Consider the following 25,928-nt stretch of genomic DNA (forward strand, 5'->3'; position numbering starts at 1 on the left):
GGAATAAATGATTCCACAGCTTCAAATTCGTCAGCAGCCTTCGCTGTTATCTATTGAATCAACAAAGGCATCCCTTACAATGCAACAGCAACGTCCAGATTTTAGTATTGAAACGAAACAAGCGGATTTGCAAATTGAACAACCTGCGCCCACAATGGAGATTGATCAACACGATGCTTGGCGAGCGTATAAGGGTGGACATCCACTTGAGATGAATCAGCAAATTTATTCTAATTTGCAGGGCTTATTTCTCCAAGCGTTAGCTAAAAAGGTGGAACAGGGTAATCAATTAGCAGAGTTTCATAAACCTGGCAATACAATTGCAGAGGTGTATGGAGGGGATTGGAAGCGAGATCCATTTGTAGAGTTCAGGGGACCTGCTTCTTATGACAACGTACGTATTCATGTTCAACGTAATAGTCCTGTTATTCAAGCGCAGGCAAACGCACCGCAAATTTCGGCTAGAGCCTATCGCCCAGATGTTCAATACCAGCCTGGCAATCTGAATATTCAGGTTAAACAATATGCTTCGGTGGAAATTATTCCACCAAATCTAGATCTATCAATGTAAAAACATTGATATAAAATCTCATGAATCATGTAAGATAGCTGTAGCGGAGGTGTTTGGAAAGTCCGACTATGGCTATTTTTGTTACTAGAGTTTGGCTAGAGAGTTAATATAACTAATACTTTTAAGATATACGATCTAAATATATCAGACATATAGTGTAAACAATTAGGAAGCTACGAGAATGATACGAACAAACAATTAAGAGCTAAGAGTTAAAAATGATATGGAGTTGGTTATTATGGAAATTACAACAGCACAATTTGGTAAAATCGAAATTACAGAAACTCAAATCTATAACTTTCCAAAAGGCATTCCTGGTTTTGAAGAACATAATCAGTTTGCCATTATTGATATGGAAGGCACACCATTTTCTTACCTACAGTCTTTAGTGGAACCTGAAATATCCTTGCTTATCACAAACCCATTTGAGTTTTACAAAAACTATGAATTTGAACTACCGACCTCTGTTGTGGAGGAGCTTAGACTAGATAACGCTGTTCAGATCAGAAATATAGTCACACTACAAGAGCAAATTCAGCAATCTACCTTAAATCTATTAGCCCCACTTGTTTTTAACACAGAAAGTCGTACAGCAAGACAAGTTATTTTGCACGATACCGCCTATACGTCACGTCATTTGCTATGGGCAAACCATTCGCCTGAGAAGGGGGCGTAAATCTATGCTTGTATTATCACGTAGAAAAGGCGAATCCATCGTTATCCAAGATAACATTGAAATCACCGTTCTTGGTATCGAGGGTGATAACGTACGAATTGGCATCACAGCTCCAAGACAGGTTGACGTATTTCGCAAAGAAATCTACTTATCTATTCAGGAGCTAAATAGACAATCCGTTACACATGGACAAGTAGATATAACGAAGTTGTTAGATGAATATAATCAATCTTCGGAGCCTGATTCTGATATGTAAGTAGCCCCTAAATAGTTTAGAGGTGATTTATGAGACGAATTAGCATTATGATATGGTAGTAACTTAGCTGAAAGGCAGAGGGATTGTGGAGAAACGAAGTGCCCACCTTTAAAAACTGATTCCAACATTATGAGTAGAGCATCTAAGGAATCAGTTTTTAACAGCGGTCCGAACAACCCTCTGCCTTGTAGCCCCTCAAATGTCCGAAAATTTTTTTAGAAATTAGTCCATTTGCTCTAAAGTTCCTAATTCAAACTGTCGATATATGTATAAGACGCTATTTCGGAAGGGCGGCCGACCTTAACGAAAGCAAGCGGACCACAAGGATGTGGAATAAATTTATTTCAGGGAGGAAATTTACTCATGATTATTAACCACAATATTGCTGCATTAAATACTCACCGTCAATTGGGCGCTAACACTGGTGCTTCTTCCAAAAACTTAGAAAAATTGTCTTCTGGTCTTCGTATCAACCGTGCTGGTGACGATGCTGCTGGTTTGGCAATTTCCGAAAAAATGCGTGGACAAATCCGTGGTTTGGATATGGCTCAAAAGAATGCTCAAGACGGTATTTCTTTGATTCAAACAGCTGAAGGTGCATTAACTGAAACTCATAGCATTCTTCAACGTATGCGTGAATTGGCAGTTCAAGCTTCTTCTGACACTAACGAAGGCGTTGACCGTCAAAAACTTCAATCAGAAGTTGACGAATTGTCTAAAGAAATCAAACGTATTTCTACAGACACTGAGTTCAATAACCAAAAGGTATTGAATGGTGATTTCAACGATAAAACTTTCCATATTGGTGCTAACTCAGGGCAAAGCATTAAGTTGAGCATTAATGATATGAGTAATGAAAAATTAGGTGTAAATGGTTTCACAAGTAAAGAAACAACATCAGATGAATTAGGTGTAGTATTTACAAGTTATGAAGGTACAGATGTTGAAATTAAAACAACAGCTGCATTAACAGGTACTACTGCAAATGATTTCGTTAAGGAAACTACTGCTAAATTTAATGCTGCGGGTGAACTTGAACTTACTTTGAGACAAGGTGCTGGGACTGGAACAGCTGCTGGTGACATTTTAGCTACACGTGATGAAATTGCATCTGCAATTCAAAAGGCATTTTCTGCAGCAGGTAAGGATATCTTAGTTAAGTCTGATGGAGAAGATGCAGCTATCACTGTCGCTGATAAAACTATTGATAAATCAGATTTAGAAATTGATGATACTAAAGGTGTACGTATTTCTACGCAAGCATCTGCTGACAAAGCAATCACTACAATTAACAACGCGTTGAACAAAGTTTCTGAAGAACGTTCTAAATTGGGTGCGAACCAAAACCGTTTGGAACACACTATCAATAACTTGGGTGCAACTTCCGAAAACTTGAGTGCTGCTGAATCTCGTGTACGTGACGTAGATATGGCTAAAGAAATGATGTCCTTCACTAAGAACAACATTCTTACTCAAGCAGCTCAAGCAATGTTGGCACAAGCTAACCAACAACCACAAGGCGTATTACAATTGCTTCGTTAAGATCCATTTGTATTTGTCTTCAAGGGATTCCGAAATTTTCGGAATCTCTTTTTTGATATTTCCCTAAACCAAATCATCCCATCATCCGATATAACCAATAGTAGGATCATTTGAGGGAAGGTGTAATGATGAATCTGCAAATTTCATTTTCAGGAACTCAAGGTACGAGTTCAAGCAGTTATCCTCCACAACCTAAGATGGATACACAAGAAGTATTACCTATTAGAAATGGACGTGAGTTACACAACGCAGAGCTTCAAGGGCGGTTAGTTTCGCTTGGTGAAGAGGAATTAATCCGTTCAATAGATAAAGCAGTGAAAGCTTTGCAAGGTCCTGAGACCACAGTTGAAATCAGTGTGCATGACAAAACAAATGCGATCATGATTAAAGTATTAAATAAGGATACAGGTGAACTGCTTCGTGAAATCCCACCTGAAAAGACCTTGGAGATTGTAGCAAAGATGATGGAATTTGCAGGTCTCATCATTGACGAACGTTTATAAGGAGGTATAAAAGATGAGAGTTTCTGGTTTAGCATCAGGTATGGATATTGACGCAATGGTGACCAAGTTAATGTCTGCACGTCGTACGCCATTAAATAAACTCAATCAAGACAAACAAATTTTAGAATGGCGTCGAGATAACTATAAACAAATTAATAGTAGCTTGGTAGATTTTCGTCAAAATAAACTATTTAATTATCGTTCCACTTCAGCGATGAGTATTTATTCTTCAGAAGTAACTGGGGATAAGGATGCTATCAGTGTTAAAGCTCAAAGCTCGGCCAATATGGTACCGATGGAGGTAAAAGTAATTAGTGTGGCTGAGCCAACTACAGTAAAATCTGAGAAGCTGGCAACAGGGGTGAATAACTCTACAACACTAAGCGCTCTTCAAGAAAGTGGATCAGAACCTTCTGAGTATTATATACAAACACCAGGCAAGAAAATTTCTTTTTCTGGATCAGATACGATAAAAAATGTATTGGATAAGCTAAATGGGGATAAAGAAGCTAACGTTTCTGCTGTATTTGATGAAGCTTCTCGTCAAATAATTATCAAATCTAAATCCTTTGATGGCAGTGTACAGATTAAAGGGAACTTAACAGCAAAGATGGAAACGGATGCTAGCCTGACAAGTCCAGGTAAGGCAGCAGAAGTAGAAATTAATGGTGAGACATTTAAACCTGCTGGCAATGTGCTTACTGTAAATGGCGTTGAAATTACGTTATTACAAAAAAGTGCCGATAATGCTACCTCTAATATCTCAACTAAAGCAGATGGCAAAAAAGCAATCGAAACAATTAAATCCTTTATTGAGGACTATAATTCATTAATTAAAACAATGAACTCTAAAATTAGTGAAAAAAGATATAAAAACTTTGCTCCTTTATCTGCCGATCAAAAAAAGGAAATGAAGGAAGACGATATTAAGCTTTGGACAGAAAAGGCACAAAGTGGTCTTTTACGCGGAGATACCATCATTAGTGAAGGTTTATCCAATATGCGAAGTATTTTAATTGAGTCCTCCGTGAAGCTTGGTGATAAAACAATTTCGCTTCCAGACCTCGGAATTACAACAGGGACTTACACCGAAAATGGAAAGCTATACCTAAATGAAGATAAATTAAAACAAGCAATTAGTGACCATCCTGATAAAGTAATGGAGCTTTTTATTGGTTCTTTTGATGGAAACACTAAAGGGATCTTTGATAAATTATATGATACAACTTTAAATACATTAGGTAGAATTTCCGATAAATCAGGTACATCAAAATATAGTAGTGACCTTACACAAACCTTAGATGAACAAAGTACAATGGGTAAGGAGCTAACTGATTTAGATGATCGTATTAAGACACTGACTAAAAGGCTCACCTCAATGGAAGAAAGCTACTATACGAAGTTTAATGCCATGGAGCAAGCCATCAACAAACTAAACTCTCAAACCTCCAGCATCACGAATCTATTATCAAAATGATAAAAGTAACTAGGAGTGAACCATAATGATAACCTCTCCTTATGATAGATATAAGCAATCCTCTGTACAAACCTCTACACCAGCTCAGCTATTAATTATGCTGTACGATGGTGCAATTCGTTTTATACGTGGGGGCATTGCGGCAATTAATGAAAAGGACTATCAGAAAAAAAATGAGCTTATCGGTAAAGCTCAAACGATTGTCAGTGAGCTTAGAGCTTCATTAAACCATAGCTATGAAATATCTGAGCAGTTAGAGAAGTTGTATGAATATATTAACTACCTGCTGATCGAATCCAACATTAGAAATGAAGTTGACAAGGCAGAGGAAGCATTAGGATATTTGTCTGAACTAAGAGAAAGCTGGGTGCAAGCCTCTAAGGAATTAGCGAGTGGACAAAGCCAGTCTCAAGTGAATGCCAATGGATGAGTTAATTCAACAACTGGATAATTTGGATCATCAAATGCTTCAAAACAGCGAAAGTGCTTCTCATGAAGACTGGACAAAATTTATAAATGATAGAGAACAGATCATCAATGAAATTATCGCTTGTGAGACGGTTAATCCTTTAACTTTAGAGCAAAAGGTGAAGCTAACCCAAATTCAGTTTCGTGAAGAACAGTTAAGACATTCTATGGAGCAACAGAAGCAAGAAGCTGCAGAATGGCTCCGTAACCGTGGTCAAGCCAAGGTACAACGTAACGCCTATGAAACTGCTTATGCTTCTGACAGTATTATCATGGACCAAAGAAAATAAGATAATTTGTAAACTGGGATTAGAGAACTTGTGCCGATGCTTAGGTACATCTCTAATCCTTTTTATATACTAAATTGCTCATTATAAACAAGTAAAATAGCATTCGCCATAAACCTACATTTTTTTACAATAAAACATTTTCTTTGGTAATTGACACATCGGAACCGATGGTGGTATAGTCAAATTGTGGTTATTAATCACACTTTTATTTGAAGACGAAGGGAATGTTAGTGCATGCAAGGTAAAGTAAAATGGTTTAACGCAGAAAAAGGCTATGGTTTCATTGAAACTGATGAAGGCGGCGACGTATTCGTACACTTCTCAGCAATCCAATCAGAAGGCTTCAAGTCTTTGGACGAAGGTCAATCTGTAGAATTTGACATTGTTGAAGGCGCACGCGGACCGCAAGCTGCTAACGTAATCAAATTATAATCATCCGGCACAGCCGACCTACATATATGGGATATGATGGTTAGCGTTGATATGTGTAGCTAAGACCTTAGGAGATAACCTCTCTTAAGGTCTTTTATTGTTTAAGCATTTATTTAGTTTAAGATTTTAAGTCTTAGATCTACACTACATTGTTTGACGCATGTTCAAAGAACACAGTCCAAACAATCACAGTTTGTTCTTTATTTCTGTGTTTGTTCTTTGCTTTTCCACTACCGCCTGCCCCCACGTAAAGGGACCGAACCTCGAAAATCCCGTACCTAGATACAGCCAACGAGCGCAGGGGGAGAGGGATTGCGGTGAAGCGAAGCGGGCCTCTTTAAAATCGGATTTATACCACTAAGTTGTTGTCTAATCCAATAAATCCGATTTTAACAAGGCACGAAGCAACCCTCTCCCCCGTAGCCTCCCACCACGCACCATCTAGCCACCATTTTCCGTTCAGTCCGTTTACACTCCTTTTACATTCGCCCAACACTTATGATATAATAAAGGTGCAAAGCAAAGGAGGAGTGCCCTATGAATTTTAGTATTCGTGGACAACAGATTGAAGTGACTGAAGCACTTAAAGATTATCTCGATAAGAAGCTCAGCAGACTAGACAAGTACTTTGATGCACCCCCCACCTCAGAAGGTAACGTCACACTTAGTGTCGTTCGAGGATTGCACGCGGTAGAGGTAACTATTCCTCTTACTGGAGTTGTGCTTCGTGCAGAGGATCGTAGCGATGACATGTATGCATCCATGGATGCAGTCGTGGACAAGCTGGAACGTCAGATTCGCAAGCATAAAACGAAGATTAATCGCAAGTTCCGCCAAGAAGGAAGTCTTAAGACTTTATTCGTAGAAGGAACTTCCAGTGATAATGCAGAACTAGAAAACGATGAATTTGAGGTAGTACGTACAAAGCGCTTCACCTTGAAGCCTATGGATGTAGAAGAAGCCATATTACAAATGAATATGGTTGGACATAATTTCTTCGTATTTTCTAATATCGACACACGCACTGTTAACGTCGTTTATAAACGAAATGATGGTAAATATGGTTTAATTGAACAAAATTAAATTTCCTTCATTTAAGTTCAATTCGTGACGACTTTATGAATGAAACCTTGATGATTTAATGAAAATGTCTGTATGAGCCTTTATCCGTCCTTCGGATGAGGCTCTTTATTCTTAATAAACTGATTTAATTATTAATCGGCAATATATGACGTTATGCGCTCTTATGTTGCGACATGTCTTACAAACTGTTACAATTTAGGCAAATGATTTGTTTGTCGTGAAAGGGGTTAAACATGCTAGGATTAGTTAAAAAAATCTTCGGCGACGTCAATGAACGTGATGTCAAACGTCTAATGAAGACAGTAGATGTTATTAATAAATTAGAACCCGATTTTGTGAAGCTTAGCGATGAGGCATTACAGGGCAAAACAGCAGAATTCCGCGAGCGCCTTGAAAAAGGAGAAACCTTAGACGATCTTTTACCAGAAGCATTTGCGACTGTAAGAGAAGCGTCCAAGCGGGTTTTGAATATGCGTCATTTTGACGTACAGTTAATTGGTGGTATGGCGCTACATGAAGGCCGTATTGCAGAGATGAAAACAGGTGAAGGTAAAACACTCGTTGGAACCTTGCCGGTTTATTTGAATGCACTTTTAGGCAAAGGCGTACACGTCGTTACGGTCAATGATTACTTGGCACAACGTGACAGCGAGCAAATGGGACAAATTTATAACTTCCTTGGGATGACGGTTGGCGTTAACCTGAATGGAATGGAACACGTAGACAAGCAAGATGCTTATGCATGCGATATTACTTATGGTACTAATAATGAATTTGGTTTCGACTATCTGCGTGACAATATGGTGTTATACAAAGAGCAGATGGTTCAACGTCCGCTCTATTTCTGTATCATTGACGAAGTGGACTCCATTTTAATTGATGAAGCACGTACACCGCTCATTATTTCTGGACAAGCTCAAAAATCAACTGAGCTCTATTATGCTGCGGATCGTTTTGTGAAACGTCTCGTTGCAGAGGAAGATTACACGGTTGATATTAAAGTGAAGGCAGTTTCCTTAACAGAAAAAGGGGTTGCCAAAGCTGAAAAAGCATTTGGAATCGATAATTTATATGATCATACCAACGTAACTTTGAACCACCACGTAGTCCAAGCGTTAAAAGCGAACGCAATTATGCGTCGTGACGTAGACTATGTAGTAGATGAGGACGAAGTTAAAATCGTCGATGAATTTACAGGTCGTCTCATGGCAGGACGTCGTTATAGCGATGGCTTGCACCAAGCGATTGAAGCGAAGGAAGAGTTAGAAGTACAAAACGAAAGTATGACGTTGGCAACAATTACGTTCCAGAACTACTTCCGTATGTACCAAAAGCTTGCAGGTATGACAGGGACTGCGAAAACAGAGGAAGAAGAGTTCAAGAAAATTTATGGTCTTGAAGTGCTTCAGGTTCCTACAAACAAACCAAACCAACGTAAAGATATGCCGGATGTTGTTTACAAAAGTGAAGAAGGCAAATTCCGTGCGGTCGTTGAAGGAATTGTGGAGCGCCACAAAAAAAATCAACCTGTGCTTGTAGGTACAATTTCGATTGAAAACTCAGAGCTATTATCTGATCTTCTTAAACGTAAAGGTGTAAAGCATAAAGTCCTTAATGCGAAATTCCACGCAGAGGAAGCGGAAATTATTTCTCGTGCAGGGGAGCCAGGTTCAGTAACGATTGCAACCAACATGGCGGGTCGTGGTACCGACATTTTGCTAGGTGAAGGTGTGTCAGAAGTTGGTGGCTTGCATATTATTGGTACAGAGCGTCATGAATCTAGACGTATTGATAACCAGCTTCGTGGTCGTGCAGGACGTCAAGGGGACCCAGGTTCCACCCAATTTTACCTTTCACTTGGTGATGAATTGATGCGTCGTTTTGGTGCGGACAACGTACTGAACATGATGGAGCGTCTTGGCTTTGAAGAAGACCAACCGATTGAAAGTAAAATGATTACGAAGGCGATTGAATCTGCACAAAAACGTGTAGAAGGCAACAACTTTGATTTGCGTAAAGTCGTCCTTCAATATGATGATGTCATGAACCAACAACGTAACATTATTTACAAACAACGTCGCGAATTGCTAGAATCCGAAAACGTGAAGCAAATCGTCGTAGACATGATTAAAGCAGTGATCGAAAATATCGTTCAAGCACATACGACTGCGGACATTCCAGAAGAGTGGGATTTCGAAGCTATTGCTGAATATGTAAATAATAAGCTGTTAGACGAAGGTGCATTAAACCGTGATGATCTATGGGGCAAAGAACCTGAAGAAATGATTGAATTCATTTTTGAAAAGGTGATGGTGAAATACGATCAACGCGAGGAAGCAATGGGGTCTGAAATGGTTCGTGAATTTGAGAAGGTTATTGCACTTCGTGCAGTAGATAGCAAATGGATGGATCATATTGACCAAATGGATCAGCTTCGTCAAGGTATCCACTTGCGTGCATATGGCGGTACCGACCCACTTCGTGAATATCAATTCGAAGGCTTCGAGATGTTTAATGCGATGGTAGCTAGCATTCAAGAAGAGGTTGCTACCTACATTATGAAAGCACAAGTAGAAACGAACCAGGAGCGTCAAGCAGTTGTAGATGAGGACAAAATTTCTACAAGCGGCGAGCCTGCTGAGAAACGCCCAGTGCAACGTAAAGAGCAAGTAGGCCGTAATGACCTTTGCCCTTGTGGAAGTGGGAAGAAATACAAACATTGCCATGGACAAAATGCTTAATTACTAAACTTTGAATTGCTAAAATGTTTTATTGCTTAATCTGCACTTAGGAAGGTGACTTCACGAATATGATAGATCCTAGTTTTAAACAAGACTTACGTCAGATTGCAACCAAATTATCTAACCTTAGGGGGTCTCTTTGACTTAGATTATAAGCAAGAGATGATCGCCAACTACGAAGAGAAAATGGCTGCACCTGACTTTTGGGATGACAACGATAAAGCACAAGCTTTGATTGCCGAAATGAACGGAATTAAAGGTGCTGTAGACCAGTATGCTGGCTTGCAGCAGGAGTGCGACGATATTGAGCTTATGCTTGAGCTAGCTGAAGAGGAAGGCGATGAATCTCTACTTGAAGAGGTTGGCGGCTCCATTACAGGACTCAAGAAAAAGCTAGAAGAGTTCGAATTGCAGCTATTGCTAAATCAACCTTATGATAAGCTAAATGCGATTCTAGAGCTTCATCCAGGTGCAGGAGGTACCGAGTCTCAGGACTGGGGACAAATGTTGCTTCGTATGTACACACGTTGGGCGGAGAAGCAAGGCTTTAAGGTAGAAACTTTGGATTATTTGCCGGGTGATGAAGCTGGGATCAAAAGTGTAACCCTACTCATTAAAGGCTATAATGCGTATGGCTATTTAAAGGCAGAAAAGGGAGTACACCGTCTAGTGCGGATTTCTCCTTTTGATTCCTCTGGTCGTAGACATACTTCCTTTGTATCTTGTGATGTTGTACCAGAAATTACGGATGATGTTGATATTGAAATTCGCACTGAGGATTTGAAAATTGATACCTATCGTGCCAGTGGTGCAGGCGGCCAGCACATTAATACGACTGACTCTGCTGTACGGATTACACATCTTCCTACTGGTGTCGTTGTAACTTGTCAAAACGAACGTTCACAGATTAAAAACCGTGAGCAAGCGATGACAATGCTACGTTCGAAGCTATATGAGCGTAAGCTAGAGGAACAACGCAAGGAATTAGATGAAATTCGTGGTGAGCAATCTGACATCGCTTGGGGTAGTCAAATCCGATCTTACGTCTTCCACCCGTATAGTATGGTTAAAGACCATCGTACATCTGTTGAGACAGGGAATACAGGTGCGGTGATGGATGGAGACTTGAATCCGTTTATTGATGGATATTTAAGAAGTCAGATCCGTACAAGTGCAGAAGAATAAACATAAACATATTCGTTTCCACTTATGTAGCGATTGCTGAATAATTCCTATGCTTTGGACGTAAGATGAGGTGCTTGAGTGCCTAGACTTGCTGATAAAGCGTAGGAATTTTTTTGAGCTAGATTAAAGATCAACTGCAATTGATGCTCGATTTAGAAATTAGCACTTGACGACGACTGGAGGCATGTAGCTACGCTCCAGAGCGTTCTTGCGATTGTTGTTAAAATCATATTCCTATTGTTAGCATTGAACAGTAAAGGTAACAGAAACTTTGAAAAGATCGAAGGAGTGACAAACTGACGTGCCGCCTAAAACACGTAAACGGAGATGGACTGATCATTTTCCGATTGAAGGACCAGCAAGACATGCATTAGATAGCATTATGATTATTATTGGCGCCTTTATTACCGCAACCGCCTTTAACTTGTTTATGGTTCCTGCACATATCGCATCTGGAGGGGTATCGGGGTTATCGATTATCGTGCAAAACCAACTCAATATTGAGCCTGCGTATACACAGTGGGCGCTGAATATTCCTTTATTTATTGCAGGATTCCTCATCCTTGGGCGCAATTATGCGATTCGCTCCTTGTTAGGGACGATTGTGTTGCCTTTATTCGTATTTGTAACTAAAGACTGGAGTGTGCCTACAACAGATCCCTTACTAGCTTCTTTATATGGTGGTATCGGAGTAGGCTTGGGCTTGGGCATCGTTTTTCGTGGACGTGGCTCCACTGGTGGCTTGGCAACACTTGCGCAAATTGTGCAGAAGTTCTCTGGGCTTAATTTATCCCTCTGCGTTATGCTGATGGATGGAACGGTCATTATTTTAGCAGGCTTTCTCCTTTCGCCAGAAAAGGCTTTGTATGCACTTATCGGGCTTTATATTACGGGTAAAGTGATTGATATGGTCGAGCTGGGACTTAACTACACGAAGGTTGCCTATATTATTGCCGAAAAAAATGATGAAATCTCAGAAGCTATTCTTAACACACTAGATCGTGGCTTAACCAAGCTTAGTGGGCAAGGTGGCTACACAGGAGACGATCGGCAGGTCTTAATGGCAGTTGTAGGTCAAAGCGAAGTCACTCGCCTGAAAAAGCTAGTGCAAACCATTGAGCCAACAGCGTTTGTCATTATTACGAATGCCCATGAGGTGTTGGGAGAAGGGTTTAAACGGACGTGAATTTATAACGCTAAAACACGATAAACATATTTAAATGCTCCACTCTAGATAGACTGGTTTAAAACAAACCAATTACCTAGAAGGGAGCATTTTTAACTTTCTGTTATTTCAAAGCTAAGATTTCTTCCTTTGTTAATCCAGTTGTTTCAATAATGACTTCAACACCGATTCCTGCATTAAGCAAGCCTTTAGCAACTTCCAACGCCTTTTTTCGCTCGCCTTCTGCTAAACCAAGCTGTTTTCCTTTTTCAATACCCTTCTCGATACCTTTCTCAATGCCTTTCTCAATACCTTGTTTGATGCCTTGTTCAATGCCCTTATCTAAAGCCCATTCCATCGCAGACGCTTCATCATGAAGGAACTTTTGGCGTTCCTCGTAGCGGAGTCGTGCTTCTCGATCTTGACTTAAAAACTCTAAGGTTGTCATCGCCTTTTTAATTGTTGGTTCATTCATCTGTAGCACCTCCCAGTTTGATTTATCTGTCCCTTTTAAAAATAATAACCAATTTACAAGACCACCTTCAAGGGGAACAGCTGATTTATCCAGTTTGGCTAATTCAATAAAATGAATCTCTATATCATCAATTAGCTCAATGCCCGTTTTGTCCTCCCTTAAATGAAAGGTGTTATGGTAATATTCATTTGGCAGAAATGAATAATTTAAAATGTTGATGGTTACACACTTTTTGAGTGCCTTATAAGTCTGCCCCTCTTGTAGCTGAGCCGCATATCGTTTACCCCAATAAAATAGCGTTCGCTTTTCAATATCATATTTATTAAAAAGCTGCATCTCTACATTAATGTGTTCACCTGTTTCAGTTTTAGCCCAAATATCAAAAATAGATTGTTTATCCAGTGGAGCATCCTTATCGGTGTATGGGTTCAGTAGTGTAATTTCTTTTAAAGGAGGTCTCCCTGCTTCCGTAAAGGTACGGTTTAAGAATGCTAACAATACATCCTTATTTTCTTCACTCCCAAATATTCTTTTAAACACAAAATCATTTTGGGGGTTAAGCAGTTCGTACATCTGAGATCATCTCCATTTCTGTCTTAATTATAACATGCATAATCGAAAATAATCTTAGCTCGGATTTTAGCAAAAAAATAGAGCCTCACATGATGATAGGTAAGAGGCATCCCTTACCCCTACCCACATGCAAAGCTCTAACTATTTCACTGCCCTTTTAAATCTAAAGTTTGGCTACAGCCCAAAGTTAAATGTTTGATAAAGCATTCAGTAGCGAAGGGACAGAGCGATTGTGGAAGAAGCCTTTAAAGTCTGATTCTAACCTTAACCAGTTTCATTTAAGAGAATCAGACTTTAACAGCGACTGAAACAACGCTCTGTTCCGTAGCCACCCCAATGTTATCATGAAGCACTAAGGCTTTATCCAATCTTTAAGTTAAAACAAATTCCCAACTATACTTGAAGCGCCAAACTGGAATGCTTTCGTCAAAACGTACAGTAAAAACAAGGATGTAAAAATAGCACCATAAATAAGGTCGAATTTCCCTGCATTTTCCTGTTCTTTACGTGCTGTAAGTAGGGGATAAATGTGTGCAATTAAAACAGTAGATATCCCAACAAAAAGGAAAAACAAAGTGATGTTATAACTGAAATCAAGAATTGCAAAGACTGCTCCAAGTAAAAAGGCACCGATTGCCGGTACAAATAACACGCCAATCTTCGAGACGAGCGTTAAATAGTCTTTTTTGATTTTTGCTAAGTGTAAAATACCAAATGTGATCCCCGTACTAAGAGTAAACGCAACTAGAAGGTAGATAAAAGGTTTAATCACAAAATTAAAAAATGAAGGAGAACCAAAAGGACTATGGCTCAAAATAAAGTATGGAATTAAAGGCATGATGAGAGCCGTAAGCGCAATTGAAATGATTGCATTGATAACATGCACACTTGTGACCTGTTCCACTGCTTTGGAAGGTGACTTCAGTGTCTGCACAAAATAGCTGCCATATTGCTTACTGATCGAAATACTTTGCTTGTACGTATCGCTATCTTTAATTTTGTTCCATCCATTGGAGACGGACTCCTTAAATTGATTTTCAGTCGTAGCATTTTTAGTAGATGAAGTTGCTGCGGTAAAAGCAGCGGCATTTTCGTTCATACTACTATGATTCCCACTCTCTACATTGTTTCTAGTCGGTGCATTAGTTCCAATTGCCCCAGTAACTCCACTAGCTCCACTAGCCCCACCAAGCTCGCTATCTCCGTTCAGCTCATTACTGTGAGCATCATGAATATGAACATTTGGCTCATTAGTTTCACCGTGCCCACTAGCAGATGCAGACAAAGGAGCCCTACATTGCCCGCAAAATTCCCCCTGTTCATTATTAAAACCACATTGCGTACAAATCATAAAATAAGAACCTCCTAATTTACTAATATTTTTTATGTAAAGAATATAGTGTGTCCGTAAGCACCAGGTCAATGTAAAAATTGGAAAATACTTCTGGTTAGTATGAAAAATATCACAATCACTCCAATTATACAAAACCCCTCTTTTCCTTAACCAATTGGATAGGTTGTTAAACACTAAATTTTAAATATTAATAAATATAATATGGCTCTATTTAGAAAGTAGTACATGACAACGACTGGAGGCTTAGCTAAGCTCCAGAGAGTTCTTGCGATTGTTGTTAAAATCAGATTCCTTTTATTGAAGTATATTTATAGATGGAAGATGATTTTAAGAGACAACCTTAAGAATCTCTCTGTCTCTCCGCTAGTTTGGGTTAGCTGTCAAGGGCTGATTTCAAGATTGAGCCGATAATATTAGCTTAACTGTTTTAGTACTTGAAAATGAAACTAGCTAACAATAAACAATTTATAGAAAATAGGATCTTAACAGCGGTTGAAGCCACCCTCTGCACCGTAGCCCGTACCCCAGAATATTTTCAAATACTAATTATAGTGCTGTTGCCTAAATAACATGTCATAATTTCATGATTGTATTTATATAAGTATAAATGTATAATAATACATACTTGATTACGGATTATACATGACATAGAAAGTGAGGAACGAACTGGTGGCAGATAATAAACTAAAGGTAGCAATTGTAGGTTCCACAGGATACGGAGGTGTGGAGCTCATCCGATTTTTGATCGAGCATCCACATGTGGAGATTACTTCGGTTATTTCCGCCTCCAGTGCGGGAGACTTAATTACAGATGGGTATCCCCATCTACAAGGAATTGTCGTTCAGCAACTAGATGGAGTTGATCCCGCTCAAATTGCGGCGAAAGCAGATCTTGCTTTTACAGCAACGCCATCTGGAGTGAGCAGTAAGCTAGTACCTACTTTATTAGACGCAGGACTTCAGGTCATCGACTTATCTGGTGACTTTCGTATACAAAATCGTGAAGAATATGAGGCTTGGTACAATCACCCTGCCCCTTCACAACAGCTATTGCAGGAAGCGGTATATGGTTTGGCAGAGGTGTATAAGCATGAGATTGAGCGAACGTTCCGTCTACTATCCAATCCCGGCTGCTATTCTACTACATCATTACTAGGTTTAATTCCAGCAGTTGCGGCAGGCTGGATAAAGTCTGACAGCATCATAATTGATGCGAAGTCTGGTGTATCTGGTGCAGGGCGTGGCACTAGTTTAATGACGCATTATGCAGAAATTAATGAGAATCTTAAAGCGTATAAGGTGAATAAGCATCAGCATATTCCTGAAATTGAACAAGTATTAACAGATGTGGCAGGCGAAGAGATTAAAGTTACCTTTACCACGCATCTTGTACCAATGACAAGAGGGATTATGAGCACCATGTATGCACAGTTAAATGATAAATACGCTGTGGAACAGTTTATTGAGTTATATGAGCAATATTATGCAGGTAGACCCTTTGTACGTATTCGGAAAAACGGAACATGGCCTGCAACAAAAGAAGTGCTGGGCTCGAACTATTGCGACATCGGTTTTGCAGTAGATGAAAGGACAAATCGTGTCACGATTATTGCGGTCACAGATAATGTCGTTAAAGGAGCTGCAGGGCAAGCGATTCAAAATCTAAATCTATGGATGGGCTGGGATGAAACAGCAGGACTTAAAATGTCGCCAGTGTACCCATAAAGCCTAGGGACTTAAAGATTTAAAATTAGACTTAACAATAGAAATTAGTGGTCGAGAGGAAGCGAAAATAGCGAAGGGGTAGAGGGATGGTGGAGAAGTGAACACGTCCGCCTTTACAGACTGTTTTTCCACCGATAACGATCTAATTCAAGAAAATCAGGCTGTAACAGGGGTCGAAGACACCCTCTGCACCGTAGCTGCTTTCCTCACAAGTTAGCAACCACTAATTTTCGTTTCGAGCCTAAAATTAAAGATTTAAATTTAAATAATTAAACTAGATAGATGAAAAGAAAGAAGGTATCGGCGTGGAGCAGCCATTTCAAATACAATCAAACGGGGGAGTTACGGCACCAAAGGGCTTTTTGGCAGGAGGATTACATGCGGGCTTGAAGAAAACAGACAGAAATGACCTTGGTGTCATCGTTTGTGAAGTTCCAGCCGTGGCGGCTGCGGTGTATACGACGAGCATTTTCCAGGCGGCGCCATTACATGTGACACGGAATAGTATTGCAGAGGGTAAAGGATACTTAAGAGGAATTGTAGTTAATAGCGGTAATGCCAATGCGTGTACAGGTGAACAAGGAGAGAAGGACGCTTACCTTATGCGTGCAGAAGGGGCGGCAGCCCTTGGCTTTGCGGAGCATGAGCTTGCTGTTGCTTCAACTGGAGTAATTGGTGAATTACTTCCAATGGACATCGTAACGGCTGGTATCAAAAAGCTACCCGACGTGCTTGAAGCTAACGACGAAGGGGCAGAGCAGTTTTGCCAAGCGATTTTAACGACAGATTTAGTGAAAAAGGAAATCGCGGTCACACTACAGGTGGACGGTAAAACGATCACGTTAGGTGGCGCAGCTAAAGGCTCAGGCATGATTCATCCGAACATGGCGACAATGCTTGGATTTGTGACGACAGATGCCGTTATTGAGCCAGCGGTATTACAACAGCTTTTGCGTGAGGTGACAGACCTTACTTTTAATATGATTACAGTGGATGGCGATACGAGCACCAATGATATGTTGCTTGTGATGGCAAGTGGGCTTGCTCAAAACGAAAGCTTAAACCCTAATCATCCAGCATGGGATAACTTTGTAGCTGCATTCCGTCACGTATGTGAATACTTAGCAAAGGAAATTGCTAGAGATGGCGAAGGGGCATCCAAGCTAGTTGAGGTACAGGTGCATGGTGCGATCAGCGACAATTCAGCTAAGGCGATTGCGAAAACGGTTGTGGGCTCAAGCTTAGTGAAAACAGCGATTTTTGGTGCAGATGCGAACTGGGGCAGAATTATTGCCGCGTTAGGCAGAGCAGGTGAACCCGTCAATCCGAATACCGTAGATATTCAGCTAGGTGCGATTGAGGTGTTAAAGGACTCACGTCCAATTCGCTTTGACGAAGATGAGGCTTTAGCCTATTTACAGGGGAAAAATGTGGTCATTCAAGTGTATTTGCATCAGGGGGATGGCTCGGCAATCGCTTGGGGTTGTGATTTAACTTATGATTACGTGCGGATTAATGCTGCGTATAGAACGTAAGTATACAAGGCCATAAAGCCCAGTGAAAGGTATACCACTTGGAAAAGCTGAAAGGGGACGCTTGGTGCATGAGTAATTCAAGTAATTCAATGTTTGTAATGAAATGTGGAGGGAGTACCCTTGCAGAATTGCCATCCTCCTTTTTCGAGGATTTAGCGAAGCTACAAGAGCAAGGCGTTCAGCCTGTCATTGTGCATGGCGGTGGTCCCGCGATCTCTGACAACCTAACGAAGCTAGGTATTGAGACTAAATTTATAAACGGATTAAGATATACGTCTGAAGAGGTTTTAGATGTGGTGGAAATGACCTTGTCAGGCAGCATTAACAAAAAAATTGTACGTTTGATCCAACAAGCTGGTGGCAAAGCGTTAGGTTTATCTGGTGTAGACGGACAGTTAATTACAGCAAAACCAGTTACAGCCCATGCAGAGGTCGGATTAGTTGGAGATGTGGAGTCCGTTAACAAGACTTTAATCCAAGGAATAGCTACTTTAGGGTATATTCCTGTTATTGCTCCTGTAGGTGTAGATGCTTCTGGTGGAAGATACAACATCAACGCGGATACTGCCGCTGGTGCAGTGGCGTCGGAACTAGGTGTGCAGCAAATGATCGTAGTGACGGATGTGCCAGGCATTTTGAAAAATGTAAATGGTGAAAAGCGAGTATTAGCTACCGTTACGGTACAGCAAATCGAAGATATGATCGACACTGGCGAAATTTATGGCGGCATGATTCCAAAGGTGCGTGCAGCGATCGCATGCATTAGCGGACAGGTGAAGCAGGTTGTCATTGTGGATGGCAGTGTGCCTAACATTTTAGGCAAAGTATTATCAGGCGAAAACATAGGTACAACGATTACGAGAATGGGTTAGTGATTATTATCTAGTGCAAATTATTATGTTGAGCCACAATTGAATTCGTTAATTTATATTTTTCGTTAATAATTTTCCATGAGAGGTGAAGTGTAATGAGTCATACTGAAGCGCAAAGCGCATTGTTTCCAAGCTATTCAAGATATCCATTGTCTATTGTAAAAGGGGAAGGCAGTTATTTGTGGGATGATCAAGGCAATCGCTACTTAGATTTTATGAGTGGGCTCGCGGTGGCGAATCTGGGCCATGCCCCTGAAAAGGTGAAAAAAAAGGTGCAAGCGCAGTTAGATGAGCTATGGCATGTTTCAAACCTATTCCATATTCCTCAGCAGGAGCAAGCTGCAAAGCTACTTACAGAAGTGAGTTGTGCAGATGTTGTCTTTTTCTGTAACAGTGGTGCGGAAGCCAATGAGGCGGCGATTAAATTAGCGCGTCGTTATCATCAGAAGGTGAAGGGAACAGGCGCATATGAGGTCATTACCTTCAATCAGTCTTTCCATGGACGTACATTAGCGACGTTAACGGCAACGGGTCAAGATAAGGTAAAGGATGGCTTCCTTCCACTGCCAGCAGGCTTTAAGACGGTTCCTTTATATGATTTGGATGCTTTGGACGAGGCGATTTCAGATCATACAGCGGCAATTATGATAGAAATGGTGCAAGCAGAAGGTGGCGTTTATCCGGTAGAACCTGAGTTTGTGCAAGCATTGTCAGCGCTTTGTAAGGAAAAAGGGATTTTGCTCATCGTTGATGAGGTGCAGACTGGAATGGGACGGACAGGGAAATGGTTTGCCCATCAGCATTACGACATTGAACCAGACATTTTTACCTCAGCAAAAGGGATTGCAAGTGGCTTGCCGGCAGGTGCGATGCTTGCGAAGGAATATTTGCGTGAAGCCTTTACTCCAGGAACACATGCTTCTACCTTTGGTGGGAATCCAGTCGTATCTTCGGCAATTATCGCAACGATTGAAAGTATGCTAGAAGAAAACATTCCAGATGCCGCAGCAAAAGCAGGCGATTATTTAAGCACAGCGTTGCATGAGGCATTTAAGGATGAACCTTTTGTCAAAGGAATTCGTAGCTTAGGTTTAATCGTAGGGATTGAGTGTGAAGGGCCAGTAGGTGAGCTAGTATTAGAGGGACAAAAAAATAAATTGTTATTTGTAACCGCAGGTACACATGTGATTCGTTTGTTGCCTAACCTAAAGGTAACCACAGAAGAAATCGATCAGGCTGTTAGCATTTTAGCATCAATTATAGCTACCCATACTCATAACCAAAAGGAGGCGGCGAAATAATGCCACTATTACAAGGAAATCATAACATTAACCTTAAAGGTCGTCATTTTCTCGAAATGGACAATTACACTACAGAGGAAATTCAATATTTAATTGATCTTGCAATTGAAATTAAGGATAAGCAAAAAAACGGGATCGCTTACGAGCCGTTAAAGGGTAAAACAGTTGGACTTATTTTTGAAAAGTCATCAACTAGAACGAGAGTTTCTTTTGAAGTAGGGACGTATCAGCTAGGTGGGCATGCTTTATTTTTAAGTAAAAATGATATTCAGCTAGGTCGCGGGGAAACGATTGCCGACACAGCACGTGTCATGTCACGTTATTTAGATGGCATGATGTTGCGTACGTTTGGTCATGATAAAGTAGAGGATTTGGCTCGCTTTTCCAGCGTGCCTGTCATTAACGGATTAAGTGACCTTGCGCATCCGTGTCAGGTGTTAGCTGATTTTCAAACGATTTACGAGCATAAAGGTACCCTTGCAGGCTTAAAGCTGGCTTATGTGGGGGATGGCAACAACATGGCTCATTCCTTAATGATTGGTGGCGCTAAGCTAGGTGTTCATGTTACCATTGCTTCACCAGTGAGCTACCAGCCTGATCCTGCTGTTGTGGCGGTGGCGAAACAATTTGGCGAGCAAACTGGGGCGAAAATCGAAGTTGTTGCTGATCCAAAAGAAGCGGTGCAAAATGCAGATGTCATTTATACTGACGTTTGGGCTAGCATGGGCTTTGAAGAGGAACAAAAGGCACGTGAGCTTGCATTTGCAGATTATCAAGTGGATGAACAGCTTGCTAGCTTGGCTAAAAATGATTATTTATTTATGCATTGCTTGCCAGCCCATCGTGGTGAGGAAGTAAGCGAAGGGGTTATTGATGGTGATCATTCTATCATCTTTGACCAAGCCGAAAACCGTCTTCATGCGCAAAAGGCACTGATGGCAGCATTGATGGGTTAATTTTAATTTATTATTGATACATCAATAAGATAAAATAAGTTAATATAAAATAAGATGATCTAGATATAACAATAAGGTTGTGGAGAAAAAAGCAGGAGGTCGTATTACAATTATGGCAAAGCAAAAAATCGTGTTAGCTTACTCAGGTGGGCTTGACACCTCTATCATTTTAAAATGGTTAAAGGAAACCTATGATGCAGAAATTATCGCCTTTACGGCAGATATTGGGCAAAAGGAAGAATTAGATGGTTTGGAAGAAAAAGCCTTAGCAACAGGCGCTTCCAAAGTATACATCGATGATCTTCGCGAGGAATTTGCGAGTGATTTCATTTTCCCAATGTTCCAAGCTGGGGCATTATATGAAGGTCAATATTTATTAGGCACAAGCATTGCGCGTCCACTTATCGCTAAACGTATGGTGGAAATTGCGCGTGCAGAAGGTGCTACTGCGATTGCTCATGGAGCGACTGGGAAAGGAAATGACCAAGTACGCTTTGAGTTAAATGCGGCGGCGATCGCGCCTGAAATTGACGTGATTGCACCTTGGCGTTTGCCTGCGTTCCGCGAAGCGTTCCCAGGACGTGCAGAAATGATCGCTTATGCTGAAAAGCATGGTATTCCTGTAACAGCTTCGGCAGCGAAATCTTATTCCATGGATCGCAACTTGCTACATATCAGCTATGAAAGTGGCGTGTTAGAGGACCCTTGGTTTGATGCTTCTACACCTGAAAATAAGGACATGTACCTGCTAAGTGTTTCCCCAGAGGATGCACCAGATCAAGCGGAATATTTAGAGCTTGAATTTGAGCAAGGCAATTGTGTTGCATTAAATGGTGTACCAATGAATCCACTTAGCATTATGGACAAGCTGAATGAGCTTGGTGGTAAGCATGGTATTGGTCGAGTGGATATGGTGGAAGACCGCTTTGTTGGCATGAAGAGCCGTGGCGTTTATGAGACACCTGGTGGAACGATTTTATTTACAGCACATCGCAAAATGGAATCGATCACGATGGATCGTGAAGTGATGAATTTACGTGATAGCTTGATTACTCGCTATAGCACACTTGTATATAACGGCTTCTGGTTTGCTCCTGAGCGCCTTGCTTTGCAAGCATTAGTGACAGAAAGTCAAAAAAATGTGACAGGTACTGTACGCGTGAAGCTATACAAAGGAAACATTATTGCAGCTGGCGTTAAGAGCCCTGTCAGCTTGTATAATCCGAACATTGCTACAATGGAAGCAGATCCTACAGAAGCTTATGACCAAGGCGATGCAACAGGCTTTATTCGCTTGAATGCCCTTCGTTTGAAGGTTAGTGCGGGTGTGGATCAAAGTAAATAATTAATTTTAAACTGGCATATTTAAAAATTAGTACTCGACATCAACTGAAAGCTGGTAGCTACGATCCAGAAAGTTCTTGCGATTGTTGTTAAAATCATATTCCTTTTATTAAAGTCAATTTATTGGTGGAATTTGATTTTAAAGACACCTTCAGAATCTCTCTGTCTCTTCGCTAGTTTGGGTTAGCGGTCAAGTACTGATTTGAAGATTGAGCCTTTAAAATTATAGGTTATTATATGAAAGATGGTTTAAAATGCTGGTATTGAATGAGGAAAGGTTCTTCTGGCGCTGAGGTGTCCAGAGCCTTTTCTTTTTCACTTATATTGAAATTAATCCTAGTCAATTAAGCAACTTTAGTCTAGAAGGAGTGGTATTATGAGTAAGCTGTGGGGGGGACGCTTCACTAAGCAAACGAATCATTTAGTGGAGGAGTACACCGCATCGATTAAATTTGACCAAGCACTGGCACTAGAGGATGTGCAGGGGAGCTTAGCGCATGTGACGATGTTAGGCGCTTGTGGTATTTTGCCACAGGAGGATGTAGAAAAGATTAAAGCAGGTCTACTGCGCGTACAAGAGAAAATTAATGCAGGCGAAGTTGAATATTCTGTCTCTGATGAAGATATTCATATGAATATCGAAAAGCAGTTGATTGCCGAGGTAGGCCCTGTTGGGGGCAAGCTCCATACTGGACGTAGCCGTAATGACCAAGTTGCGACGGATATGCATTTATATTTGCGTAAGCGTGTAGTTGAATTTGTTGGGCTATTGCACGATTTGCAGGAAGCACTCATTAATCAAGCGAAGCAAAATCAAGCAACCATCTTGCCTGGCTACACTCATTTACAGCGTGCACAGCCGATTTTATTTGCTCACCATTTAATGGCTTATGTGTCCATGTTCCAACGGGACATTGAACGTTTACAGGATAGCTACAAACGCATTAACGTGTTGCCATTAGGCGCAGGTGCGCTTGCAGGGACAACCTTTGCCATCGATCGTCATCTTTCAGCAGAATTACTTCATTTTGATGCCGTTTATGATAACAGCTTGGATGCAGTAAGTGATCGTGACTTTATTATTGAATTTTTAGCCGATGCTTCAATCCTGATGATGCATTTATCAAGACTAAGTGAAGAGCTGGTTTTTTGGAGCAGTACCGAATTTAGATTTGTGGAGCTAGACGATGCGTTTTGTACCGGTAGTAGCATTATGCCACAAAAGAAAAACCCTGATGTACCAGAACTAGTACGTGGGAAAACAGGACGTGTGTACGGTAACCTGATGGGACTACTTACAGTCTTGAAGTCCTTGCCACTTGCGTATAACAAAGATATGCAGGAGGACAAGGAGGGTATGTTTGATACTGTGTCAACGTTGCAAGGGGCGTTACAGCTATTTGCTCCAATGATTGCAACGATGAAGGTCAACGCGGAGCAAATGCGTAATGCCGTAAATCAAGATTTCTCCAATGCGACAGATATCGCAGATTTCCTCGCGGCAAAAGGACTTCCTTTCCGCCAAGCACATGAGGTCATTGGGAAAACAGTATTGTATTGCATCCAAAACAATAAATACTTGCTTGACCTAACAATGGATGAATTTAAGCAATTTTCACCGTTGTTTGACGATACCATCTACCATGTATTACAGCCTGAGACTGTAGTTAACGCACGTAACGTATACGGCGGAACCGCATCTGGACAAGTAGCCCAAGCTATTGGAAGAGCAGAGGAGCGACTTGTTGAAACACATGCATGGGTGCGGGAATATTTGGAAAAGAGTAAGTAGCATAGATACTAAAATTAGTGCTTGTAAGCTGGCAAGCGGATGTTACTACTATACAGAGGGTTGTTCTGAGCGCTGTTAAAGTCGCCATACCAATTCTCCACAATCCCTCTGTCCTTCCGCTGCTCATTGCCTTCGTTGAAATATACACAATAGGCAAGTAGAGGAATGACTGCAGTTCATCCCTGTGCCGCACCTGCGCATAACAACAATTTGGCTACAGAGTTGTTAATTGAGCTGCCTTTCAGATGGAACAAAAGTATTTAAGCTAAAGACAAAACCGAACTATGTTATGGAATTCTAATTTTTTTGAATTCCGTAATGGTTCGGTTTTAATCTTTATTAATATGATAATGAATATCGAAAAGAATATGTTTATAATCATTAAAGGTATTTATTTGCGATTATAAACGTTTTACTTGAAAAAATATATTACACAAGATTATTAGAGAGTACAAAAAGGAGAGTCGCATCAATCGTATTAAATCCTTTTTCATTTACATTTAATTCTTGACGTTACCCAAAAATATAATTAAGGAGGTTATCATGAAATCTCTATATTTTTTTATGATTTTTGCAATACTTTTAATTGATAAAATTATGAGTAAAAAAGTAATAGTGGATAGTGCAAAGAAAATTTCAGACACATCAGTATATAAATGGTATCTTTTTGGGTCAATTATCTTTGTAATTCCCATTACGCTTGCTATCTGGACTTTAGATTTAAACGAACCACAGCCATTATTCCCTTTTTTCTTAACATTATTTTTTTGCTTTCGAGCTTTTATGGAATGGAAATACATTAGGGAAACAAAGCGCTATTTAGTTTCAAATGTTGTGACTGTTACATCATTATTATTCACGATTTTTTTCCTATTACTTCGCATTTTGTAGGCGATCTATCCTTGAATTAACTGGTTAAGCACAGCCTAAAAAATACGCTCATTCAAGAACCGTCCCTGTAAGTAAGCAAGTGACAGATTCTTTTAGCTGTTCTGTAAGTTGGGTGTAAATTTACAGGAAATATATTGAAGAAAGGGTACGTATTCTTGCTAGCATTAGGGAAAAGTACAATTTCTCTTGTAGCTAATACGCATAAAATCCAATAGTATCCCCTATGACATTGTTCAAAGAGTCAGATTTTAACAGCGCTCGAAATAACCCTCTGCCACGAAGCAACTACCATTGGCTACCCTTCAAGCACTATTTTAGGTTTCAAAATTACGTAGCGCCGATAACAAAGGCGCGTACTCAAAATAGTGCTTGAATTCCGCTAACAGTAGCGAAGGGGCAGAGGGATTGTGTAGAAATGAAAAGTGCGCCTTTAAAATCCGATTGTATATCCTATGATATTGTTCAGAGCATCGGATTTTAACAGCGCACGAAACAACCCTCTGCCACGAAGCAACTACCAATGGCAACCTTTCAAGCACTATTTTTAGGTTTGAAAATTACGTAGCGCCGATAACAAAGGCGCGTACTCAAAATAGTGCTTGAATTCCGCTAACAGTAGCGAAGGGACAGAGGGATTGTGTAGAAATGAAATGAGCGCCTTTAAAATCCGATAGTATCCCCTATGACATTGTTCAAAGAATCGGATTTTAACAGGGCTCGA

Annotated in this window: 23 protein-coding genes; 21 read left to right on the forward strand and 2 right to left on the reverse strand. The window is 40.4% G+C overall.

All coding sequences use genetic code 11. The features are described from left to right. Positions 1-7 precede the first annotated feature (7 nt). The 13 genes from ABE099_RS14945 (at position 8) to ABE099_RS15005 (ending at position 12,410) form a co-directional block, all read left to right on the forward strand. Positions 8-571 (forward strand): DUF6470 family protein, encoded by a 564-nt coding sequence (locus ABE099_RS14945; RefSeq protein WP_430031929.1) that lies wholly within the window; start codon positions 8-10, stop codon positions 569-571. 238 nt (positions 572-809) lie between these two features. Beyond that, on the forward strand, positions 810-1,247 hold the full coding sequence (gene fliW, locus ABE099_RS14950; protein ID WP_430031930.1) for a flagellar assembly protein FliW: 438 nt from the start codon (positions 810-812) through the stop codon (positions 1,245-1,247). 4 nt (positions 1,248-1,251) lie between these two features. Next, entirely contained in the window at positions 1,252-1,503 is a 252-nt protein-coding gene (csrA, locus tag ABE099_RS14955; RefSeq protein ID WP_430031931.1) for a carbon storage regulator CsrA, read from the forward strand. Positions 1,504-1,866: 363 nt separating this feature from the next. Beyond that, positions 1,867-3,045: a flagellin gene (locus ABE099_RS14960; protein ID WP_430031932.1), complete on the forward strand. Its 1,179-nt coding sequence runs from the start codon at positions 1,867-1,869 to the stop codon at positions 3,043-3,045. A gap of 128 nt (positions 3,046-3,173) precedes the next feature. Then, a complete protein-coding gene (locus ABE099_RS14965) occupies positions 3,174-3,548 on the forward strand; it encodes a flagellar protein FlaG (RefSeq protein ID WP_430031933.1) in 375 nt (124 codons plus the stop codon). Between the two features lie 13 nt (positions 3,549-3,561). Beyond that, positions 3,562-5,025: a flagellar filament capping protein FliD gene (gene fliD, locus ABE099_RS14970; protein ID WP_430031934.1), complete on the forward strand. Its 1,464-nt coding sequence runs from the start codon at positions 3,562-3,564 to the stop codon at positions 5,023-5,025. 25 nt (positions 5,026-5,050) lie between these two features. Next, positions 5,051-5,455 carry a flagellar export chaperone FliS gene (fliS, locus tag ABE099_RS14975; protein ID WP_430031935.1) on the forward strand — a complete coding sequence of 135 codons (405 nt, stop codon included), beginning with the start codon at positions 5,051-5,053 and terminating at the stop codon, positions 5,453-5,455. Then, the gene (locus ABE099_RS14980) at positions 5,448-5,783 is read left to right on the forward strand and encodes a hypothetical protein (RefSeq protein ID WP_430031936.1); all 336 of its coding nucleotides are present in this window, start codon (positions 5,448-5,450) and stop codon (positions 5,781-5,783) included. Before fliS ends, ABE099_RS14980 begins: the two co-directional genes overlap by 8 nt. A 234-nt stretch (positions 5,784-6,017) precedes the next feature. Further along, a complete protein-coding gene (locus tag ABE099_RS14985; protein ID WP_210090797.1) occupies positions 6,018-6,215 on the forward strand; it encodes a cold shock domain-containing protein in 198 nt (65 codons plus the stop codon). A gap of 537 nt (positions 6,216-6,752) precedes the next feature. Further along, positions 6,753-7,298: a ribosome hibernation-promoting factor, HPF/YfiA family gene (hpf, locus tag ABE099_RS14990; RefSeq protein ID WP_430031937.1), complete on the forward strand. Its 546-nt coding sequence runs from the start codon at positions 6,753-6,755 to the stop codon at positions 7,296-7,298. 233 nt (positions 7,299-7,531) lie between these two features. Then, the gene (gene secA, locus ABE099_RS14995; RefSeq protein ID WP_430031938.1) at positions 7,532-10,039 is read left to right on the forward strand and encodes a preprotein translocase subunit SecA; all 2,508 of its coding nucleotides are present in this window, start codon (positions 7,532-7,534) and stop codon (positions 10,037-10,039) included. A 68-nt stretch (positions 10,040-10,107) separates the two neighbouring features. Next, a protein-coding gene (gene prfB / locus ABE099_RS15000) for a peptide chain release factor 2 (RefSeq protein WP_430031939.1) occupies positions 10,108-11,224 on the forward strand; the annotation gives its coding sequence in 2 pieces (ribosomal slippage) (positions 10,108-10,179 and positions 10,181-11,224; 1,116 coding nt in all). 301 nt (positions 11,225-11,525) lie between these two features. Then, positions 11,526-12,410 carry a YitT family protein gene (locus tag ABE099_RS15005; protein ID WP_430031940.1) on the forward strand — a complete coding sequence of 295 codons (885 nt, stop codon included), beginning with the start codon at positions 11,526-11,528 and terminating at the stop codon, positions 12,408-12,410. A 103-nt stretch (positions 12,411-12,513) separates the two neighbouring features. Here ABE099_RS15005 and ABE099_RS15010 read toward each other — a convergent pair whose 3' ends face one another. Continuing rightward, the gene (locus ABE099_RS15010) at positions 12,514-13,437 is read right to left on the reverse strand and encodes an Rpn family recombination-promoting nuclease/putative transposase (protein WP_430031941.1); all 924 of its coding nucleotides are present in this window, start codon (positions 13,435-13,437) and stop codon (positions 12,514-12,516) included. A gap of 376 nt (positions 13,438-13,813) precedes the next feature. Beyond that, complete coding sequence (locus tag ABE099_RS15015; RefSeq protein WP_430031942.1) at positions 13,814-14,788, reverse strand: hypothetical protein; 975 nt, start codon at positions 14,786-14,788, stop codon at positions 13,814-13,816. A 672-nt stretch (positions 14,789-15,460) separates the two neighbouring features. Between ABE099_RS15015 and argC the strand changes: the two genes are divergently transcribed. The 8 genes from argC (at position 15,461) to ABE099_RS15055 (ending at position 25,207) form a co-directional block, all read left to right on the forward strand. Next, the gene (gene argC / locus ABE099_RS15020; protein ID WP_430031943.1) at positions 15,461-16,516 is read left to right on the forward strand and encodes an N-acetyl-gamma-glutamyl-phosphate reductase; all 1,056 of its coding nucleotides are present in this window, start codon (positions 15,461-15,463) and stop codon (positions 16,514-16,516) included. 299 nt (positions 16,517-16,815) lie between these two features. Continuing rightward, positions 16,816-18,051, forward strand: a complete 1,236-nt coding sequence (gene argJ, locus ABE099_RS15025) for a bifunctional glutamate N-acetyltransferase/amino-acid acetyltransferase ArgJ (protein WP_430031975.1) — start codon at positions 16,816-16,818, stop codon at positions 18,049-18,051. 89 nt (positions 18,052-18,140) lie between these two features. After that, a complete protein-coding gene (gene argB, locus ABE099_RS15030) occupies positions 18,141-18,923 on the forward strand; it encodes an acetylglutamate kinase (protein WP_430031944.1) in 783 nt (260 codons plus the stop codon). 95 nt (positions 18,924-19,018) lie between these two features. Then, positions 19,019-20,224 (forward strand): aspartate aminotransferase family protein, encoded by a 1,206-nt coding sequence (locus ABE099_RS15035; protein WP_430031945.1) that lies wholly within the window; start codon positions 19,019-19,021, stop codon positions 20,222-20,224. Beyond that, positions 20,224-21,180, forward strand: a complete 957-nt coding sequence (gene argF / locus ABE099_RS15040; RefSeq protein ID WP_430031946.1) for an ornithine carbamoyltransferase — start codon at positions 20,224-20,226, stop codon at positions 21,178-21,180. Before ABE099_RS15035 ends, argF begins: the two co-directional genes overlap by 1 nt. A 112-nt stretch (positions 21,181-21,292) precedes the next feature. Then, entirely contained in the window at positions 21,293-22,525 is a 1,233-nt protein-coding gene (locus ABE099_RS15045) for an argininosuccinate synthase (protein ID WP_430031947.1), read from the forward strand. A 375-nt stretch (positions 22,526-22,900) separates the two neighbouring features. Then, positions 22,901-24,316, forward strand: a complete 1,416-nt coding sequence (argH, locus tag ABE099_RS15050; RefSeq protein ID WP_430031948.1) for an argininosuccinate lyase — start codon at positions 22,901-22,903, stop codon at positions 24,314-24,316. A 543-nt stretch (positions 24,317-24,859) separates the two neighbouring features. Continuing rightward, positions 24,860-25,207, forward strand: a complete 348-nt coding sequence (locus tag ABE099_RS15055) for a DUF4181 domain-containing protein (protein WP_430031949.1) — start codon at positions 24,860-24,862, stop codon at positions 25,205-25,207. Positions 25,208-25,928: the final 721 nt, after the last annotated feature.

It is taken from the genome of Paenibacillus turicensis (genome assembly GCF_050461185.1).
In the GTDB taxonomy this organism is placed as follows: domain Bacteria; phylum Bacillota; class Bacilli; order Paenibacillales; family Paenibacillaceae; genus Fontibacillus; species Fontibacillus turicensis_A.

Excerpts from the sequence above, each read along its gene's own strand:
- ABE099_RS14945 (WP_430031929.1), top strand. The coding sequence starts at position 8 with ATGATTCCACAGCTTCAAATTCGTCAGCAGCCTTCGCTGTTATCTATT.
- fliW (WP_430031930.1), top strand. The coding sequence starts at position 810 with ATGGAAATTACAACAGCACAATTTGGTAAAATCGAAATTACAGAAACT.
- csrA (WP_430031931.1), top strand. The coding sequence starts at position 1,252 with ATGCTTGTATTATCACGTAGAAAAGGCGAATCCATCGTTATCCAAGAT.
- ABE099_RS14960 (WP_430031932.1), top strand. The coding sequence starts at position 1,867 with ATGATTATTAACCACAATATTGCTGCATTAAATACTCACCGTCAATTG.
- ABE099_RS14965 (WP_430031933.1), top strand. The coding sequence starts at position 3,174 with ATGAATCTGCAAATTTCATTTTCAGGAACTCAAGGTACGAGTTCAAGC.
- fliD (WP_430031934.1), top strand. The coding sequence starts at position 3,562 with ATGAGAGTTTCTGGTTTAGCATCAGGTATGGATATTGACGCAATGGTG.
- fliS (WP_430031935.1), top strand. The coding sequence starts at position 5,051 with ATGATAACCTCTCCTTATGATAGATATAAGCAATCCTCTGTACAAACC.
- ABE099_RS14980 (WP_430031936.1), top strand. The coding sequence starts at position 5,448 with ATGGATGAGTTAATTCAACAACTGGATAATTTGGATCATCAAATGCTT.
- ABE099_RS14985 (WP_210090797.1), top strand. The coding sequence starts at position 6,018 with ATGCAAGGTAAAGTAAAATGGTTTAACGCAGAAAAAGGCTATGGTTTC.
- hpf (WP_430031937.1), top strand. The coding sequence starts at position 6,753 with ATGAATTTTAGTATTCGTGGACAACAGATTGAAGTGACTGAAGCACTT.
- secA (WP_430031938.1), top strand. The coding sequence starts at position 7,532 with ATGCTAGGATTAGTTAAAAAAATCTTCGGCGACGTCAATGAACGTGAT.
- ABE099_RS15010 (WP_430031941.1), bottom strand. The coding sequence starts at position 13,437 with ATGTACGAACTGCTTAACCCCCAAAATGATTTTGTGTTTAAAAGAATA.
- ABE099_RS15015 (WP_430031942.1), bottom strand. The coding sequence starts at position 14,788 with ATGATTTGTACGCAATGTGGTTTTAATAATGAACAGGGGGAATTTTGC.
- argB (WP_430031944.1), top strand. The coding sequence starts at position 18,141 with ATGTTTGTAATGAAATGTGGAGGGAGTACCCTTGCAGAATTGCCATCC.
- ABE099_RS15035 (WP_430031945.1), top strand. The coding sequence starts at position 19,019 with ATGAGTCATACTGAAGCGCAAAGCGCATTGTTTCCAAGCTATTCAAGA.
- argF (WP_430031946.1), top strand. The coding sequence starts at position 20,224 with ATGCCACTATTACAAGGAAATCATAACATTAACCTTAAAGGTCGTCAT.
- ABE099_RS15045 (WP_430031947.1), top strand. The coding sequence starts at position 21,293 with ATGGCAAAGCAAAAAATCGTGTTAGCTTACTCAGGTGGGCTTGACACC.
- argH (WP_430031948.1), top strand. The coding sequence starts at position 22,901 with ATGAGTAAGCTGTGGGGGGGACGCTTCACTAAGCAAACGAATCATTTA.
- ABE099_RS15055 (WP_430031949.1), top strand. The coding sequence starts at position 24,860 with ATGAAATCTCTATATTTTTTTATGATTTTTGCAATACTTTTAATTGAT.